This is a genomic window from Burkholderia sp. Bp8963 (assembly GCF_003854275.1).
Classification (GTDB): domain Bacteria; phylum Pseudomonadota; class Gammaproteobacteria; order Burkholderiales; family Burkholderiaceae; genus Burkholderia.
The window spans coordinates 1-17,200 of record NZ_QTQP01000086.1 but is presented as its reverse complement, the minus strand read 5'-3'; the positions used below and the strand labels follow the sequence as shown (position 1 = coordinate 17,200).

Genomic DNA, 17,200 nt, shown 5'->3' with positions numbered 1-17,200 from the left:
CGGGCATCGGCTTCTCGCTGAACAACGCGATGCTGATCATCGCGGGTTCGCTGGTCGGCTCGTCGGGTGCGATCCTGTCGTACATCATGTGCCACGCGATGAACCGCTCGTTCTTCAACGTGATCCTGGGCGGGTTCGGCGGCGAGGCGGCGGTAGGCGGCCCGGCGGGCGCGCAGGAGCAGCGCCCGGTGAAATCGGGTTCGGCCGAGGACGCGGCGTTCATGCTCGGCAACGCGGAAACGGTCGTGATCGTGCCGGGCTATGGTCTCGCCGTGGCGCGCGCGCAGCATGCGCTGAAGGAGCTGACCGACAAGCTGATCGAGAAGGGGATCGACGTGCGTTACGCGATCCACCCGGTCGCCGGGCGGATGCCGGGGCACATGAACGTGCTGCTCGCGGAAGCGGAAGTGCCGTACGAGATCGTGCTGGAGATGGAGGACATCAACGGCGAGTTCGGCCAGGTGGACGTGGTGCTGGTGCTGGGCGCGAACGACGTGGTGAACCCGGCCGCGAAGAACGACCCGAAATCGCCGATCGCGGGGATGCCGATCATCGAGGCGTACAAGGCGCGCACCGTGATCGTGAACAAGCGGTCGATGGCGGCCGGGTACGCGGGGCTCGACAACGACCTGTTCTACATGGACAAGACGATGATGGTCTTCGGCGATGCGAAGAAGGTCATCGAGGACATGGTGAAGTCGGCTGAATGATGTCGGTGACGAGATAATCCCCAATCATCGGAGCAAGCCCGATACGGGGAGACGCCCGAGCGATTAATTGTCGTTGTATGTGCATTGAGCATTCGGCAAATCAATGGGCAAGGTTGCTCACGCTGGACAGAAATGTGACGGAGGAGATTCGAGTGAAGGTTTTGGTGCCAGTGAAAAGAGTGGTCGATTACAACGTGAAAGTCCGCGTGAAGTCGGACGGCACGGGCGTCGACATCGCGAACGTGAAGATGTCGATGAACCCGTTCGACGAAATCGCGGTTGAGGAAGCGGTGCGGTTGAAGGAAGCGGGCGTGGCGACCGAAGTGATCGCGGTATCGGTTGGCGTGACGCAGGCGCAGGAAACGCTGCGTACGGCGCTGGCGATCGGCGCGGATCGCGCGATCCTGGTCGAGGCCGGTGACGGCGTCGAGCCGCTGGGCGTGGCGAAGATCCTGAAAGCGCTGGTCGACAAGGAGCAGCCGCAGCTCGTGATCCTCGGCAAGCAGGCGATCGACGACGATTCGAACCAGACGGGCCAGATGCTGGCTGCGCTGGCCGGCCTGCCGCAAGCGACGTTCGCGTCGAAGGTGACGATCGCCGATGGCAAGGCTACGGTCGCGCGTGAAGTCGATGGCGGCGCGGAAACGCTGTCGCTGACGTTGCCGGCGGTGGTGACGACGGACCTGCGTCTGAACGAGCCGCGCTACGTGACGCTGCCGAACATCATGAAGGCGAAGAAGAAGCCGCTGGAAACGGTGAAGCCGGAAGACCTGGGCGTGGATGTCGCGCCGCGTCTGAAGACGCTGAAGGTATCCGAGCCGCCGAAGCGCGCGGCGGGCGTGAAGGTGCCGGACGTGAAGACGCTGGTCGAGAAGCTGAAGACCGAAGCCAAGGTGCTGTAAGGAGTGGATAGAAAATGACGATTCTGGTAATTGCCAAACACGACAATGCGTCAATCAAGGCGGCGACGCTGAACACGGTGGCGGCTGCCGCGAAGATTGGCGGCGACATTCACGTGCTGATCGCGGGCCACAATGCGCAGGCGGCGGCGGACGCGGCGGCGAAGATCGCCGGCGTGTCGAAGGTGCTGCTGGCCGACGCGCCGCAACTGGCCGATGGCCTCGCGGAAAACGTCGAAGCGACCGTGCTGAACATCGCGAAGCACTACTCGCACATCCTTGCGCCGGCGACGGCGTATGGCAAGAACGTCGCGCCGCGTATTGCTGCGAAGCTCGACGTTGCGCAAATCTCGGACATCACGGCAGTCGATTCGGCCGATACGTTCGAGCGTCCGATCTACGCGGGCAACGCGATTGCGATAGTGCAATCGTCGGACCCGATCAAGGTGATCACGGTGCGTTCGACCGGCTTTGACGCGGTGGCAGCGGAAGGCGGCAGCGCATCGGTCGAGAAGATCGAAGCCGCAGCCGACGCAGGCATCTCGCAATTCGTGAGCCGCGAAGTGACGAAGCTGGACCGTCCGGAACTGACGAGCGCGAAGGTCATCGTGTCGGGCGGCCGCGGTCTGGGCAGCGGCGAGAACTACACGAAGGTGCTGGAGCCGCTGGCGGACAAGCTCGGCGCGGCGCTGGGCGCATCGCGCGCGGCGGTCGATGCGGGCTTCGTGCCGAACGACTATCAGGTCGGCCAGACGGGCAAGATCGTCGCGCCGCAGCTGTACATCGCGGTCGGCATCTCGGGCGCGATCCAGCACCTGGCCGGGATGAAGGACTCGAAGGTGATCGTGGCGATCAACAAGGACGAAGAAGCGCCGATTTTCAACGTGGCCGATTACGGCCTCGTCGGCGATCTGTTCGCACTGGTGCCGGGCTTGATCGAGCAACTCGCGTGAGCATGATTTCCGACATAGTGAGCGGTAGTTGATCAAGTGGAGCCGAATAGATGAATGGGATACACCGAGTTCGTCTTGATGCTGTAGCGGTTGCCAATGCGGAAGATGCAGCGAGCTGTTAGCCACTGGGTGCCACCGCTGTAATCGACTGAAGTACCTCGCAGCTGGCCTTCGCGCGACCAGCTAGCCTCATGCTTGGCGTGCCAGCTCGAGCAACTGTTTTGCCGAGCCCTCTTCACTCAACCCCGCAATTCGCTTCTCTGCCTTCCTAGGCTCGCGAGAATCCACTCCGGCCCGCATTTATTGCAAGCTGAATATGCCTTTACAGTGTGATTTATTCGTCTATGGATTGATGCAAGGACTCTGCGAGTGGCTTACGAGGAGGGCGCATGGTATTCGATCGTCAGCAATTGGAGACCTTTGCCGTTGTCGTTGAACTGAGGCATTTCGGCCGAGCGGCTAGTGCGCTTAACATTACTCGCGGCGCGGTTTCTCAACGGGTCAATGCGCTCGAAGTCTCGTTGGGGACGCCTTTGTTGGTACGTGACGGCGCAGTTCCGACGCCCGCAGGCGAAGCCCTCCTTCGACACGTCCAGGTACTCCGAACCCTGGAAACCGAGACACTAAAGCAAGTCAAGCCTGAAGCAAGCGAGCGTAAGGGCACGATATGGTCGTGGCCCATCTTCATCCGCGCGGCCGGAACATGCCATTCGCCCGCGTTCAGGTCGATTTCGTCCCACGGAGCCGCTGCGACCACGCCGGGGCGTAAGCCCGTGAGCATAGTCAGCTTCAACGCGGCCCTCGTAATCGGCGACTTGTAGGTATTGATGGCCTGCACCAGCGGGACGATCTCGGCGGGCTTCGTGATTGCCGGGATGTGACCTTTCTCGTGTCGCGGGATGACGCCGCGAAGCGACAACGGGACACCGTCCTCTCTCAGACTATGGTGGATCGCGTAGGTCACGACGCCGCCCACATATTGGCGCGCCTTGGTTGCGAGGTTGGGGGCGTGCGCCGCTATTGCTTCCAGGACAGGTTTGACTTCAGCCGTCGCGAGCGTCGAGATGGGCTTGTTGCGTAGTGACGGGATCAGGTATTGCCGAACCACGAACTCCGCTTTGCGGTAAGTCTCATCGGCCCACTCCTTGCGTTTGAACGCGAGCCAATTCTCTGCGACGAGATGGAACGCACCTTCAGCGGCGCGTTTGCGTGCAGCGGCTTCGGTTCTGCGGTGCTCGACGGGATCAGTACCATCACGCACGAGACTACGCGCGATCGCGGCAGACTTGCGCGCGTCGACGAGTGCAACTTCGGGATATGGACCAAGACTGAGAAAGTTCTCCTTCCCAGTACTTGGGCGGCGATAACGGAGCAGCCACGTTTTGCTTCCGTCCGGCCAGATGCGCAAGGCAAGCCCGTTCCCGTCTGTGAGCAGATAAGGGCGCTCGCGCGGTTTGGCGACACGAAAAACTACTTCGGACTTCGGTTCGGCGTGTTTGGGCATCGCTCGGCACCTCGATTCCGTGTATACGCAAAAATCGTCGATGCCACCGGTACACGACGGCCATCCGCGGAAACAAAAAACCCCGTAAGACCTTGATCTTACGGGGTTCCTCGAACTACACCGGCTTTCGCCGGAACAACTGATGGTGCCCAGGAGAGGACTCGGTCACACGGGCGCGACCCCGGCTGCGCTTGCAAGCGCAGCCTTTCGAGTCCTCACGCAAAGCGCGCAGGCGCTTTGCTTCCTGGGCTGGAAATGAAAAAAGGCCGGCGTAAAGCCGACCTTTTCAAAACAGATGGTGCCCAGGAGAGGACTCGAACCTCCACGGTGTTGCCACCGCTAGGACCTGAACCTAGTGCGTCTACCAATTCCGCCACCTGGGCACGTTTCGCTTGTTGCTGCATCGCGAAAGACCGCAATTATAGAGCAGTCGCGAAGGCTGTCAACAGGTTTTTCGATCCCGGTCGAAAAATATCGGACTCGAGCGCCCGATGAAGCGCGCTCAGCTCGTCGACACCGATTCCTCCATCGACGCGGCCCTTTCGGCGAGCGCCACATAGTCGCCCGACGCGGTGCGCTCGATCCGCGCATCCACGCGATAGGCGCGTCGCAGGTTTTCGGGCGTCAACACATCGGCGACGCTGCCGTCGGTCAGCACGCCGTCATCGCCGAGCAGCACGAGCCGATCGCAGAAGCGGGCCGCGAGATTCAGGTCGTGCATCGCGACGAGCGCAATCGCGCCGCGGCGTGTGACCGCGTCCCGCATCGCCTGCAGTGCGAGCAGTTGCCAGCGCAGGTCGAGTGCGCTCGTCGGCTCGTCCAGCAGCAGCAGCGGCGTTTCGCGCACCAGCACCTGCGCGAGCCCGACCATCTGGCGCTGTCCGCCCGACAACCGGTCGAGCGGCGTCGTTGCGAGCGCATGCAGGTTCAGCTGCGCGAACACGCGTTCGAGGCGGGCATCCTGCGCGTCGGCCGACAAGCCGCCGCAGGTCGCGCGCAGCGCGCCACGCACCGCCTCGTAGACGAGCAGCGACGTCGGCTGCGGCAGCGTCTGCGGCAGGTACCCGACCCGGCGCATATGGTCGCGGCGCGCGCCGCGCAGCAGGTCGTGCCGGTCGAGCGTCGCGGCGCCGCGCGCCGTGACGAGCCGGGCGAGCGCACGCAGCAGCGTCGATTTGCCGACGCCGTTCGGGCCGAGCAGCGCGACGGCGCTGCCGGGCGGCACCGGCCGCAGCGACAGCCGCGCGAGGATCGTGCGCGCGCCGTAGCCGACGTCGAGCCCGTCGATGCGCAGCGCGTGTTGCGGGTTATCCATCGAGCCTCCTGCGACGGCTGATCAGCGTCATGAAGAGCGGCACGCCGACGAGCGCGGTGATGATGCCGATCGGCAGCACGACGCCCTCGACGAGCGTCTTGCTGAGCACCGACGCGGCCGACAGCATGATCGCGCCGGCGAGCGCCGCGCCGGGCAGGTAGTGGCGATGGTCGTCGCCGACGAGCAGCCGCGCGACGTGCGGGCCGACTAGCCCGACGAAGCCGATCGTGCCGACGAACGACAGCGCGGTCGCCGACAGCAGGCTGATGCGCACGAGCGTGACGATCCGCAGCCGCTCCACCGCGATACCCATGCTGCGTGCCTGTTCCTCACCGGCGCGCAGCGCGGTCATCGACGCGACGCCCGGCGCGCTCCACAGCACGCTGGCGGCGAGCACGCACGTGAGGATTGCGATCTTGCTCCAGGTCGCACGCGCGAGGCTGCCCATGCTCCAGAACACGATCTGCTGGAGCGCGTTTGCATCGGCGATGAATTGCAGCAGCCACAGCAGCGCCTCGAAGCTGAACATCAGGCCGATGCCGAACAGCACGACGGTTTCGGTCGTCGCGCCGTGCCGCCACGCGAGCCAGACGATCAGCAGCGTCGCGGACAGCGCACAGCCGAATGCGCCGAGCGACAGCGCGAGGTTTTCGTTCCACAGCACGAGGTGCCAGCCGGAGATCACGACCAGCGACGCGCCGACGCTGCCCGCCGCGGCGATGCCGAGCGTGAACGGGCTCGCGAGCGGGTTGTTCAGCACGGTCTGCATCTCGGCGCCTGCGAGCCCGAGTGCTGCGCCAACCAGCACCGCCATCAGCGCGTAGGGCAGGCGCACGTTCCACAGGATCACGCGCTGCTCGAGCGGCAGCGCATCCGGACGAAACAGCCCGGCGACGATATCCGCGACCGGAAACGACGAAGGGCCGGTTGCGATGTCGACGACGAGCAGCGCGACGAGCACGCAGGCCAACGCCGCAAGCGCGCCGACACGCCGCGTGGCGATTGCGCGGTAGCGGATCCGCAGCGACGCGGACGGGACGGGAGTCGTCGCGTTCATGCGGCGTTCCCTTCCGTATCCGGCTCGCACGCAACGCGCACGGCGAGCGCGGTGCTCGGCATCACGACGCCGCCGTGATCCTCGCCGTCGATCAGCCGGAACGTGACGTCGAGGCCCGGACGGCGGCCCACGCGCTGCACGAAGTCGCGGGCCGAGCTGACCTGCTTGCGCGCCTGTTGCCGCCGCATGCGTTCGGGGTGCGGGTTCGGCGCGCCTTCTTCGCGGCTGCCCGCGGTCACGATGACGCGCAGCGCCGGGTCGAGCGGCGCCGCAGTCGCGGCGAACCGGTCGGCGTACGGCAGCAGCGCGCGCTCGCCCCACCAGATCGACGGACTTGCCGCGACGTAGCGCCGGAACAGGTGCGGGCGCGTCAGCAGCGCATACAGCGTCAGCAGGCCGCCATACGAGTGGCCGAACAGCGTCTGCCGGCCGGCGTCGATCTGCCATTGGCGCGCGAGCCACGGTTGCACGTCGTGCTCGATGAAATCGAGAAAGCGGTTTGCGGCGAGACCCTGCCTGTCCGGCAACGGCGCGAGCGTGTAGTCGTCGGCGCGCGCCTGCATGTCGTACGGCGCGTCGGTCGGATAGCCTATGCCGATCACGATCGGCGCGGGGTCGCGCGCGGCGTCGGGCCGCGCCGCGCGATTGCGCACGAGCGGCGCGACGAGCGGGAACAGCGCGTTGCCGTCGAGCACGACCAGCACCGGATGCGGCCCGGTTGCCGAGCGCTCGGCGGGCAGCGCGACGAACAGGCGCCGGGTCACGCCGGCGACCGTCACGTCGAACTGGTGGCTGGCGGGGAGCTGGACGGGTGGCGCGTCGTCGGCGGCGGGCCATGCCGACGCATTCGACAGGTTTGACACGTTCGACACGTTCGACACGTTCGACACAGCGCCGGCGGACGCGACGCGCGTCGTGAGCGCGCCCGCGAGACCGGCGACCAGCAGGCCGCGACGCACGGGGGAAGGGGAAGGACGTCCGGTCATGTCACGATCCTTCCTGGATCCAGTATTCGCCGTTCAGCGCGACTGGCTGGAAGCGGCGCATCATCGTGTCGAACGTGCGGCGCGGATCGAGATCCGCGAACAGGTCCGGATGCAGCCACTTCGCCATCGCTTGCACCGCGACGACATTGAACGGCGAGTTGTAGAAGTGATGCCAGATCGCATACGCGCGCCGTTCGCGCACCGCGCGCAGCGGCGCGATCGTCGGGCGCTGCAGCACGCGGTCGAACGAGCGGACGGCCGCTTCCCGCGTCACGCCGGCGCCGAGCGCGATGCGCTGCGGCGCGCTCTGCAGCGTGCGGGCCGAGCCGATTCCGGTGCCGATGTAGAAATCGGGCTGGCGGCTCAGCAGGTATTCCGGGTTCAGCGTGCCGTGCTCGCCCGGCACGCGGCCCTTCGCGACGTTGTCGCCGCCGGCCGCGTCGAGCAGCTTGCCGAGCATGCCCGTCATCGTTTCGCAGCAGTCGCTCGACAGGCCGACGCGGCTTTCGAGGAACACCGTCGGCGCGGCGGCGCGGGCCGTCTTCAGGCGGGTGCGGACGAGATCGAGCTGTTCCTGCCAGAGCGCGTTGAAGTCGGCCGCGCGCTGCGGCGCACCGAACACCTGGCCGAGCGCCGCGATGCTGCGCGGCGTGTTGGCGAGCGGATCGTGACGGAAATCGACGAACACGATCGCGACGCCCGCGGCCTCGAGCCGCGCCAGCGTCTCGCGATCGCGCTCGCCGGGCCCGTGGCCGCCGCCGAGCCCGAAGATCGCGACCTGCGGCCGCAGCGCAAGCGCGCGTTCGTCGCTGAAGCTGCCGGCCTGCGAGCGCCCGATGCGCGGCACGTGCTGCAGCCGCGGAAAGCGCTCGAGCCATTGCGCATAGCTTGCCGGATCGAGCTGTTCGAAGTCGCCCATCATGCCGACGAGCCGGCGCGTCGGGTCACCGGCGTCGACGATCGCAAGCGCCGGCAGCAGCCGGCCTTCGCCGAGCAGCACGCGCTCGACGCGCGCGGGAATCCGGACCTGCCGGCCGGCGAGGTCGGTGACGGTTGTCGTGTCCGCATGCGCGGCGTGCATCAAGAGCCAGCCGCACAGCCAGACGTCGAGCGCGGCCCATATTCCGCTTGTCTTTCTCACGCTACTCCCGATACGATATAAATGAGAACCATTCGCATTTAATTGTAACCGAGAGACGGGGCCGGAGCGGACGCTGTTCGTTTGGCTGGCCGACTAAATAGTTTGCGCGAGCACTGACCGCGCACGGGGGCATCCGAGATGACATTCCATTCCGATTGCGGTCGGCACGACGCGCACGTGGCGCGGATCCGCGAAGTGCGGCCCGGCCTGCGCGTGCACGCGGACGACGCGACCGACGAATTCGACGCGGTGATGTCGGGCCAGTGCACGCCGGGCCTGCATCTCGTGCTGCTGCTGGAAGGGGCGCTCGACGTGTCCTATGGCGACCGGCGCGTGCTGCTGACGACGGACGGCCGCAGCGCATGCCGCGATGGTGCGGCACGGTCGAGCGCGGCGCGGCCGAACGTTGCCCGGCCGCATGTGCGGATGCAGTCGTTCCTGCTCAACGCGCTGCAGCCCGACACGTTTCGCCGCCGGCTGAGCAAGGGCGGCTACGCGCGGCGGCTCAGCCTCGCGATGTCCGGCGAATGGCTCGCGCATCTGCAGGCCGCGAGCCGCGCGGCGTTGCCGGAGCGGCTCGATTCGATGCTGTCCGCGCATCTGGCGATCCGCTTCTGGCAGCCGACGCCGCGCGCGACCGCGCTCGCCGAGCAGATCGTGCGGCCGCCGTCCTACCAGCCGATGCTGCAGGCGATCTACCTGGAAAGCCGCGTGCTCGAACTGCTCGCCGAAGCGTTCGCGCCGCTCGAGGCGCAGGCGCCCCAGGCGTCGGACGCGGCGCTCGGCTCGCGCGACTACCGGCGGATGGCCGAACTGCGCGCGTTTCTCGCGAGCGACGCCGCGCAGGACCTGTCGCTCGACGATATCGCGCGCCACGCCGGGATGAGCGCGAACGCGATGCAGCGCCAGTTCCGCGCCGCGTACGGCACGACGGTGTTCGACTTCATTCGCGAGCATCACCTGCAGCGCGCGCGGCTCGCGCTCGAGCGCGACGCGGTGAGCGTCAAGCACGCCGCCGCGCTCGCCGGCTATACGAGCGCCGCGAATTTCGCGACCGCGTACAAGCGCCGCTTCGGCGTGACGCCGACGCTCGCGCGGCGCAGCGATCGGCGCTGACCGGCGTTGACCGGCGTTGATCGATGCCGATCCGCATCGCGGCGGCGCTCAAACAAGATCGAAGCTTTCGCAAAGATTTCGGCGCATGACAGGTTTCATAATGTAAATGAGAAGCAATCACATTGTGGAGCAGCGAAAGCGTCATCATGTCGAGTCACGTTGCGAAGTTTGCGTTGAAGCCGGCTGTCGTCGCCGGCCTGTATCTGATGGGGGCGTCCTGTGCGTGCGCGCAGACGCCTGACAAGCAGGGCGATGCCGCTGCGTCGGCCGCATCGGCCGCGTCCGGCGATCCGGCGATGATGAAGGAAATCGTCGTCACCGCGAGCCGCCGCGAGCAGGCGATCAAGGAGGCGCCCGCCAGCATCTCGGTGATCACCCGCGACGAGATCGCGGCGAAGCCGTATACATCGGTTGCCGAGATCGTCAGCAAGGTCGAGGGCGTGAGCGTCGTCGGCGGGTCGCCGAACGACCAGGACATCTCGATTCGCGGGATGCCGGGCGAATACACGCTGATCCTCGTCGACGGCCGCCGGCAGAACACCCGCGAAACGATGAACCGCGGCACCGCGGGCGTGCAGTCGAACCTGCTGCCGCCGCTCTCTGCGATCGAGCGCATCGAGGTCGTGCGCGGGCCGATGTCGTCGCTGTACGGCGCCGATGCGATGGGCGGCGTGGTCAACGTGATCACGCGCAAGGTGCCGAAGCGCTGGGGCGGGTCGATCACCGCGAGCAGCGTGTGGCAGCTCGAGTCGAACCAGGGCGACACGCAGAGCGTCGATTTCTGGCTCGGCGGGCCGCTGAAGTCCGACGTGCTCGGGCTGCAGGCGTCCGGGCGCTTGCTGCACCGGGGGGAGGACGACATTTACTACCCGGCGAGCGGCGCAAGCGGCGCGAACGGGCAGCGCATCGGCAGCTTCGACGTGAAGCTGTCCGCAAAGCCGACCCGCAATCAGGACATCAGCGTGAACGTCGGCCGCGAACAGCTCACCTATCTCAGTACGCCGGGCAAGAGCGAGGCGCCGCTCACGCCGCGCACCGCGACCACCGCGGTCACCGAGACGCGCCACGTTCGCAACTACTGGGGCGTCACGCACGACGGCCGCTGGGGCTTCGGCAACACGACGCTGTCGCTGTACGGCGAGCGCGGCGTGCAGGACCAGTGGACGCCGGTGGGGCGCTCGTCGGTGAAGCCCGCGCTGACGGACACGATCCTCGAGGGCAAGGTCGAAGTGCCGTGGTGGGGTGAGCGCAACATTCTGACGGTCGGCGGCCAGCAGATCTGGTCGCGGCTGTCGGGCGTCGGCAGCCAGGATGCGGTGCCGAAGGGCCATGCGGTCAATTCGGACAGCGTCAAACGTAACGCGTGGGCGTTGTTCGGCGAGAACGAATACCTGTTCAACGACCGCTTCACGCTGACGACCGGCGTGCGGCTCGATCATGACGATCGCTATGGCAGCCACGTGAGCCCGCGCGTCTACGGCGTGTACAAGCTCACCCAGGCATGGACGGTGCGTGGCGGTGTGTCGACCGGCTTCCGGCCGCCGTCGCTGCGCCAGAGCACGGCCGGCTACTGCATGACGTCGGGCGGCGCGGCGGGGGCTGTGCCCGGCACGTTGTGCGGCAATCCGGACCTGAAGCCCGAGACCAGCGTGACCGAGGAACTCGGCGTGCGCTACGACATGGGCGACACGTACGCGGGCCTGACGCTGTTCAACAACCTGTTCAAGAACAAGGTCGCGAGCTACGACACGGGTGTCGCCGATCCGCGTTCACCGGGCCGCAATATCTACGTGTACGACAACATCGACCGGGTGCGGCTGTACGGGCTCGAGCTCGGCGCGGGCACGCGCGTGTCGCGCACGGTTCGGGTGTCGGGCGGGTACACGCTCACGCAGTCGCGCCGCGAAGGCAGCGGCGAGAAGGCATTCAACGGCAGCTCGCTCGACGGCCAGCCGCTCGACAAGACGCCGAAGCACAAATTCAACGTGCAGGTCGACTGGGCGCCGACGCCAAAGCTCGACCTGTATGCGACGGCCAACTACATCGGCAACGAATACTGGGCGGCGTTCCGCAACGGCGCGCAGGGCGTGCGCGAGCGGCCGTCGACGACGACGTTCGACCTCGGCGGCCGCTACCGGATCGACAAGCGCTTCTCGGTCAATTTCGCGTTGCTGAACGTGACCAACAAGATGGTCCCGGTCGACGATCGCACGCGCGCGAACGGCCTGAGCGGCAACTGGCTCGTCGATGAGGGGCGCCGCGTGGCGGTGAGCGTTACGGCCGAAATGTGACGGCGCGGCCGGCGCCGTGCGCCGGCCCATTCAATCTGGAGGTCAATCCCATGAACATGGTTTCCCGTCCCGCGACACTATTGGCACCCCGAAACATCTGGGAGCTTTATCGTCCCGATACGCCGCTGTTTCTCACGACGCCGGCCCATGCGCTGCTCGCGACCGACGCGGTGGAAGGCGACCCGAATGTCGATATGCCGCTCGCGTCGAGTGCGGCGTGGACGAGTCTGCTGCAGCGCCCGGTGCAGGTGTCAGCATGACCGCGCACCCGATGCCGGATGCATGCCCGGCGACGTTCGTCAGCACCGCTGAGATCACGGTGCCGCAGGCCGACCGCGTACTGTTCAAGCTCTGCAAGCACTACGCGATCAAGGTGCCGGTCGTGTTCGACGAACGCCGTGCGAAGGTGGATTTTCCGTACGGCGTCTGCTCGATGCTGCGGACCGGTGACGTGCTGAGCTTGCGCTGCGAAGCCGATGGCGCGGAGAAGCTCGAACAGATCCAGTGCGTGATGGCCGAGCATCTGGCGCTGATGTCGCGCAACCGGCAGCTCGTTGTCGCGTGGCGACGCGCTTGATTGCATCGAAGAATTCGCCGCTTGCTGGGAAGGTGACACGCATGCAGGACTCGCTCGCGCGGTAAACAAGGTCCGTTTGGGCTCGGGCAGTTCCCAGGTTGCGCCACCGACGCGGGAAGCACGGCCAGCGACTCACTGGCCGTGCGATCGCCTGGTTAGGCCTCTTGCGGCTTGCGCCAGTCGTCGGAGGCCTCGGTGCCAGCAATGGCATGGGTCCAGGTGATCTTGCGGTAGGCCATGGCGACCTTGATCAACTGGGTGTACTCGGCCTTGCTCGGGTCCTGCGCGTGTGGCAGCGCGGCGTTGATGTTGACGATGGTGGCGTCTTCAAGCTTTGTGGTGAAAAAATGCTCTTGCTTGCCCTCCGTGGAGGTGCGGTACCACTTCACTTCCACTGCGGGGAGCATCTCGCCAGAGGCCAGCGCTTGGTACAGCAGCGGGGTGGCTTTGTTCAGTGGCGCGGTGAAGGTGAACGGCTTATGCACGCGCTGGCCGGAGGGCTGGCCGCTCTGCGGGTCGGTCGGCGTGGCGATCAGGTGCTCGATCTCCTGGACCAGGATCTGGTCTTCATGGCCTTCCTGGTAGACGTTGCCGACCGAATCGGCGGTGAAGGCACCCTGGGTGATGTTGCCCTGGGTCTTGCCCTGGATGCTGATGTAGGCGGGTGTTGGCATAGCTGTACTCCACGTTGTGATGGGCCCCCATGGCCCGATGCGCCATCGGCGATGGCATAGGCCTTAACGCAATCGCTGTGCCAGACGTTGGAATTTTTGATAAAGCTATTAAATATCAATGAGTTGAATGTTTTTTGGGTGGCATTGAATTGGCCTGGGGGAGCGTCATACGGGCCTACTCCTCCGACCCACGAGCCATGAATGGCTTAAGTAGATGCAACTATTTGAAATTAAAGGGAAAGTTGTCGGGCCATATTTGACCTGCCGGGCCATTTATGGCTCGTGGCCACTCGAATCAGTCGCTTGCACTGTTTCAACGAGCAGCGATGACAGTATTTCGGAGGTGGCCGAAGTCGGATGTGAACGACGCATTGATGTAGGGGCTTTTGAGGCACCGTATCCCCTTGCATCGAGGATGTTGCGGCACTTTCATGGCTACGGTGCCGTTTGCCCTCAATCGCCCATGTGCTCGTCCGGCAAGGGTTTGCCGCGATAGAAGAAATCGTTGAACGCTTCTTGGGATACCTGACGCGCAGGGGCCAACGGTGGCTGACGCATTACCTCGCCGGACAGGGCGCTGAGGTCGATTGCGTAACGCTGCAGGTTTTTCAGGTCCACCAGCACGGTGAATGCTTGCCATTCAGTGACGAACGACGACGGATCGGACCACAGATAAGGGCTCTCGAACTCAAGGCGCTGTCCAGACTCATCCTGGCCAACACATACCAGTTGCCAGGGATGAATGCCGTTGACGCAGAACGTTTCGTTGCACCGAATCTCCTGCAGGCGAGTCGAGATGGACCGGCTTCGGCGGCTACGTGACAGTCTCGCATACAGAGCGTCGGCATCCTCCCCCGAGATGTGCTTCCAGAAGCCCTGCGCTCTGTGCTGTATCCAGAGAAGTAACACGCCTCCAGATAAGAAAATGGTACCGATCCCGCCAAGCAGCAGCGAGATAAACCAGTTGTCCAAAAACGTGTTGACGAGAGCCCGCTGAGGATTAACCGGGTCGTACAGCACCGGCACTACCTCATCCTTGTGGTATCCCCCAGCAACCGCTGTGGTAACAAAATGGCGGCGTTGCTCCACTACAAACTCGACTCTGGCCGAGGCGGAACGATTTCCGCTGAAGTGGCCGCCGGCATTTACCACGATGCCCGTTACGGGCACCATGCCTTCCTTTTCCCACGCCCGATGCAGGTGGCAATAGAACGCCACGGCGAGGGCGATACCTGCAATCGCCAGAAACACATAGTCCAGCACACTTTGCCGGAGGATCGCGGTGGGAGTGACTGTCATCGCGCTTTACTTTGTCTGAATAGTTTGTCGGCGGATTGCGCTATCTGCAAGCCGCTCTTTAACGCATGTCTGCGGCCAGCAAGTCGAGGACGGAGCGCCGCACGTGAACAGGAACGCTTTCATTTTTTCAGTGGTCCGGCTTGCTGGATGGAGCACCGATAGCTCATGCCAGCGTAGTAGTCTCGCTGTACTGGATTTTCATGAAAGCGGGCCATGGTCATGGCCGCTAGCTGAGGGCTCGACGCGTAATCTCCACCTCGCATAACTTTCTCGCTACCGCCGTCAGGTCCTTTCGGATTATCGATCGGCGAATGCTGGTAGTACTCCGGGTCGTACCAGTCGTTCACCCAGGACATGGCGTTTTCGCCCATTTCGTAGAGTCCCAGCGGATTGGGTGGGTAGCTACCTATCGGCATCAATTCAGACGGACCATCCTTCCGGCCATGCACATTGCGGCCCTTGTCCAGGCTGCCGGTATCCGTTGGGTAGACTACATGGAGGCCCCGGGAGCGCGCAGCATATTCGTACTGCGCCTCGGTCGGCAGATCCACCGGTAGGCCACTGATCTCGCCCAGCCATTGGCAGTAATCCTTACCATCCTGCCAATTGCTGCGCGTCGGAAAATCTGGTTTGAATTGGCGTGCTTCACGAATTCGATACGGCCTTTTCAGGCCCAACGCTTTATCTTCCGGAGTAAGTTCAATACGATAGAGCGGCCTGCCGTTCATCAACCGAAACCGATCGTCCTCGGCAATGGTGGTGTGGTACCTGGCCATGTAGAAACCGTCGAGCCGTACCTTGTGCAGCGGCCGGGCATCGGCCTCCGGCACCAGTGGCATCAGTTCGTCCCGTTCCAGTCCGCAAGGCCATTCGCACATCCTGGCCGGGTTGTACTCGCTGACCCAGCCGAAGTCGCCCATCTCGAAGGTGCCGCCTTCAACGAACACCATATTGTCGATCGCGGCGACCACCTGCGTGAGCAGGGCCTGACGCTCGCTGGCCGGCTGCGGCGCATAGCGCTGTTCGATACGTTGCTCGATGGCCTTGACCTGGGCGGTGCTCAGGCTCTTGCTGGTCACGGGCGAGGCGTGGCAGGCGCTGATGGCGAGCAGGGCAATGGCGGCGGCACCGCACGTGAACAGGAACGCCTTCATTTCTTCAGTGGTCCGGCTTGCTGGATGGAGCACCGATAGCTAAACCCGCCAAAGTACTCCTTCAATACGGGTTTTTCGTGAAAGCGAATTATGGTCATAGCAGTTATCTGAGGGCTTGAAGCGAAATCTCCTCCTCGCATGACTTTCTCAGTGCCGCTGTCAGGTCCTTTCGGATTATCGATCGGCGAATGCTGGTAGTACTCCGGGTCATACCAGTCGTTCACCCAGGACATGGCGTTTTCGCCCATTTCGTAGAGTCCCAGCGGATTGGGGGGATAGCTACCCACCGGCATCAGTTCAGATGGGCCATCTTTCCGGCCATGCACGTTGCGGCCCTTGTCCAGGCTGCCGATATCCGTTGGGTAGACTACATAGCGACCGCGCGAGCGCGCGGCATATTCGTACTGCGCCTCGGTCGGCAGGTTCACCGGCAGGCCGCTGATCTCGCCCAGCCATTGGCAGTAGTCCTTGCCGTCTTGCCAACTGCTGCGCGCCGGAAAGTTCGGCTTGAATTGATCTGACACGCGTATGCGGAACGGCGTTGTTAGACCGTGTTGTCGGTCGTCCTCCGTGAGTTCCATGTCGCCAAGCGGTCTGCCGTTCATCAACCGAAACCGGTCGTCCTCGGCAATGGTGGTGTGGTACCTGGCCATGTAGAAACTGTCGAGCCGTACCTTGTGCAGCGGCCGGGCATCGGCCTCTGGCACCAGTGGCATCAGTTCGTCGCGTTCCAGTCCGCAAGGCCATTCGCACATCCTGGCCGGGTTGTACTCGCTGACCCAGCCGAAGTCGCCCATCTCGAAGGTGCCGCCTTCAACGAACACCATATTGTCGATCGCGGCGACCACCTGCGTGAGCAGGGCTTGACGCTCGCAGGCCGGCTGTTGCGCGTAGCGCTGCTCGATACGTTGCTCAATGGCCTTGACCTGGGCAGTACTCAAGGTCTTGCTGGTCACTGGTGAGGCATGGCAGGCGCTGATGGCGAGCAGGGCGATGGCGGCGGCGCCGAACGTGAATAGGCGCGCCTTCATTTCTTCAGTGGTCCGGCTTGCTGGATGGAACACCGGTAACTGAAGCGAGGGTAGTAATCCTTCTGCACAGGGTTTTCAGGAAAACGAAGCATTGTCATGGCTGTGATTTCTGGGTCTGAAGCAAAGTCAGCCCCTCGCATGACTTTTTTAGTCCCACTCTCAGGTCCCCTGGGGTTATTGACCGGCGAATGCTGGTAGTACTCCGGGTCGTACCAGTCGTTCACCCAGGACATGGCGTTTTCACCCATTTCATAAAGCCCCAGCGGATTGGGTGGATAGCTACCCACCGGCATCAGTTCAGATGGGCCATCCTTCCGGCCATGCACGTTGCGGTCCTTGTCCAGGCTGCCGGTATCCGTTGGGTAGACTAGTACAACATCCCGTAAATAGATTGAATAAATAACTGCCTCGGTTATCATGTCTGGATGAGCCGAGGCCGACATGCAACGCCAGTGAAGCTGGCGAATAAAGAACGACAGGAACTGCGATCGCT

At 64.2% G+C, this 17,200-nt stretch carries 17 protein-coding genes, 1 tRNA gene and 1 pseudogene; 8 read left to right on the top strand and 11 right to left on the bottom strand.

Going from position 1 to position 17,200, the window contains the following annotated elements; genetic code table 11:
- From DID96_RS35920 to DID96_RS39285, 4 genes and pseudogenes are all read left to right on the top strand, one after another.
- Positions 1–710 (top strand): NAD(P)(+) transhydrogenase (Re/Si-specific) subunit beta (locus tag DID96_RS35920; protein WP_148094526.1); only part of this gene is annotated, 710 nt, incomplete at its 5' end.
- A gap of 152 nt (positions 711–862) precedes the next feature.
- Positions 863–1,612: an electron transfer flavoprotein subunit beta/FixA family protein gene (locus DID96_RS35915; RefSeq protein ID WP_124603912.1), complete on the top strand. Its 750-nt coding sequence runs from the start codon at positions 863–865 to the stop codon at positions 1,610–1,612.
- Between the two features lie 14 nt (positions 1,613–1,626).
- Positions 1,627–2,562, top strand: a complete 936-nt coding sequence (locus tag DID96_RS35910) for an electron transfer flavoprotein subunit alpha/FixB family protein (RefSeq protein WP_124603911.1) — start codon at positions 1,627–1,629, stop codon at positions 2,560–2,562.
- 389 nt (positions 2,563–2,951) lie between these two features.
- Positions 2,952–3,077, top strand: a pseudogene (locus tag DID96_RS39285) (LysR family transcriptional regulator); the annotation flags it as partial.
- Here the strand turns inward: DID96_RS39285 and DID96_RS35900 are convergent.
- From DID96_RS35900 to DID96_RS35875, 6 genes are all read right to left on the bottom strand, one after another.
- On the bottom strand, positions 3,056–4,066 hold the full coding sequence (locus DID96_RS35900) for an integrase arm-type DNA-binding domain-containing protein (protein ID WP_260464145.1): 1,011 nt from the start codon (positions 4,064–4,066) through the stop codon (positions 3,056–3,058). The pseudogene DID96_RS39285 and the gene DID96_RS35900 sit on opposite strands and share 22 nt — an antisense overlap.
- Positions 4,067–4,362: 296 nt before the next feature.
- A tRNA-Leu gene (locus DID96_RS35895) sits at positions 4,363–4,449 on the bottom strand.
- Positions 4,450–4,568: 119 nt separating this feature from the next.
- Entirely contained in the window at positions 4,569–5,381 is an 813-nt protein-coding gene (locus DID96_RS35890) for an ABC transporter ATP-binding protein (protein ID WP_124603910.1), read from the bottom strand.
- Positions 5,374–6,438, bottom strand: coding sequence for an iron ABC transporter permease (locus tag DID96_RS35885; RefSeq protein WP_124603909.1), 1,065 nt, complete (start codon positions 6,436–6,438; stop codon positions 5,374–5,376). Before DID96_RS35885 ends, DID96_RS35890 begins: the two co-directional genes overlap by 8 nt.
- Positions 6,435–7,424: an alpha/beta hydrolase gene (locus DID96_RS35880; RefSeq protein ID WP_124603908.1), complete on the bottom strand. Its 990-nt coding sequence runs from the start codon at positions 7,422–7,424 to the stop codon at positions 6,435–6,437. Before DID96_RS35880 ends, DID96_RS35885 begins: the two co-directional genes overlap by 4 nt.
- Before the next feature lies 1 nt (position 7,425).
- The gene (locus DID96_RS35875) at positions 7,426–8,547 is read right to left on the bottom strand and encodes an ABC transporter substrate-binding protein (protein ID WP_124603914.1); all 1,122 of its coding nucleotides are present in this window, start codon (positions 8,545–8,547) and stop codon (positions 7,426–7,428) included.
- A 156-nt stretch (positions 8,548–8,703) separates the two neighbouring features.
- Here DID96_RS35875 and DID96_RS35870 point away from each other — a divergent pair, with 156 nt between their 5' ends.
- From DID96_RS35870 to DID96_RS35855, 4 genes are all read left to right on the top strand, one after another.
- A complete protein-coding gene (locus DID96_RS35870; protein ID WP_260464144.1) occupies positions 8,704–9,681 on the top strand; it encodes an AraC family transcriptional regulator in 978 nt (325 codons plus the stop codon).
- Positions 9,682–9,827: 146 nt separating this feature from the next.
- The gene (locus DID96_RS35865; protein WP_124603907.1) at positions 9,828–11,972 is read left to right on the top strand and encodes a TonB-dependent receptor domain-containing protein; all 2,145 of its coding nucleotides are present in this window, start codon (positions 9,828–9,830) and stop codon (positions 11,970–11,972) included.
- A gap of 50 nt (positions 11,973–12,022) precedes the next feature.
- Entirely contained in the window at positions 12,023–12,232 is a 210-nt protein-coding gene (locus DID96_RS35860) for a hypothetical protein (RefSeq protein WP_185732472.1), read from the top strand.
- On the top strand, positions 12,229–12,549 hold the full coding sequence (locus DID96_RS35855; RefSeq protein WP_124603906.1) for a DUF2218 domain-containing protein: 321 nt from the start codon (positions 12,229–12,231) through the stop codon (positions 12,547–12,549). Before DID96_RS35860 ends, DID96_RS35855 begins: the two co-directional genes overlap by 4 nt.
- 155 nt (positions 12,550–12,704) lie before the next feature.
- Here DID96_RS35855 and DID96_RS35850 read toward each other — a convergent pair whose 3' ends face one another.
- The 5 genes from DID96_RS35850 to DID96_RS35830 all read right to left on the bottom strand — a co-directional run.
- Positions 12,705–13,223 (bottom strand): Hcp family type VI secretion system effector, encoded by a 519-nt coding sequence (locus DID96_RS35850; protein WP_124603905.1) that lies wholly within the window; start codon positions 13,221–13,223, stop codon positions 12,705–12,707.
- A 453-nt stretch (positions 13,224–13,676) separates the two neighbouring features.
- On the bottom strand, positions 13,677–14,522 hold the full coding sequence (locus tag DID96_RS35845; RefSeq protein WP_124603904.1) for a DUF3592 domain-containing protein: 846 nt from the start codon (positions 14,520–14,522) through the stop codon (positions 13,677–13,679).
- 119 nt (positions 14,523–14,641) lie between these two features.
- A complete protein-coding gene (locus DID96_RS35840) occupies positions 14,642–15,676 on the bottom strand; it encodes an SUMF1/EgtB/PvdO family nonheme iron enzyme (RefSeq protein WP_124603903.1) in 1,035 nt (344 codons plus the stop codon).
- Positions 15,673–16,707, bottom strand: coding sequence for an SUMF1/EgtB/PvdO family nonheme iron enzyme (locus tag DID96_RS35835; RefSeq protein WP_124603902.1), 1,035 nt, complete (start codon positions 16,705–16,707; stop codon positions 15,673–15,675). Before DID96_RS35835 ends, DID96_RS35840 begins: the two co-directional genes overlap by 4 nt.
- A partial coding sequence (locus tag DID96_RS35830; protein ID WP_148094525.1) for an SUMF1/EgtB/PvdO family nonheme iron enzyme occupies positions 16,704–17,200 on the bottom strand: 497 nt, incomplete at its 5' end. The genes DID96_RS35830 and DID96_RS35835, both read right to left, overlap by 4 nt.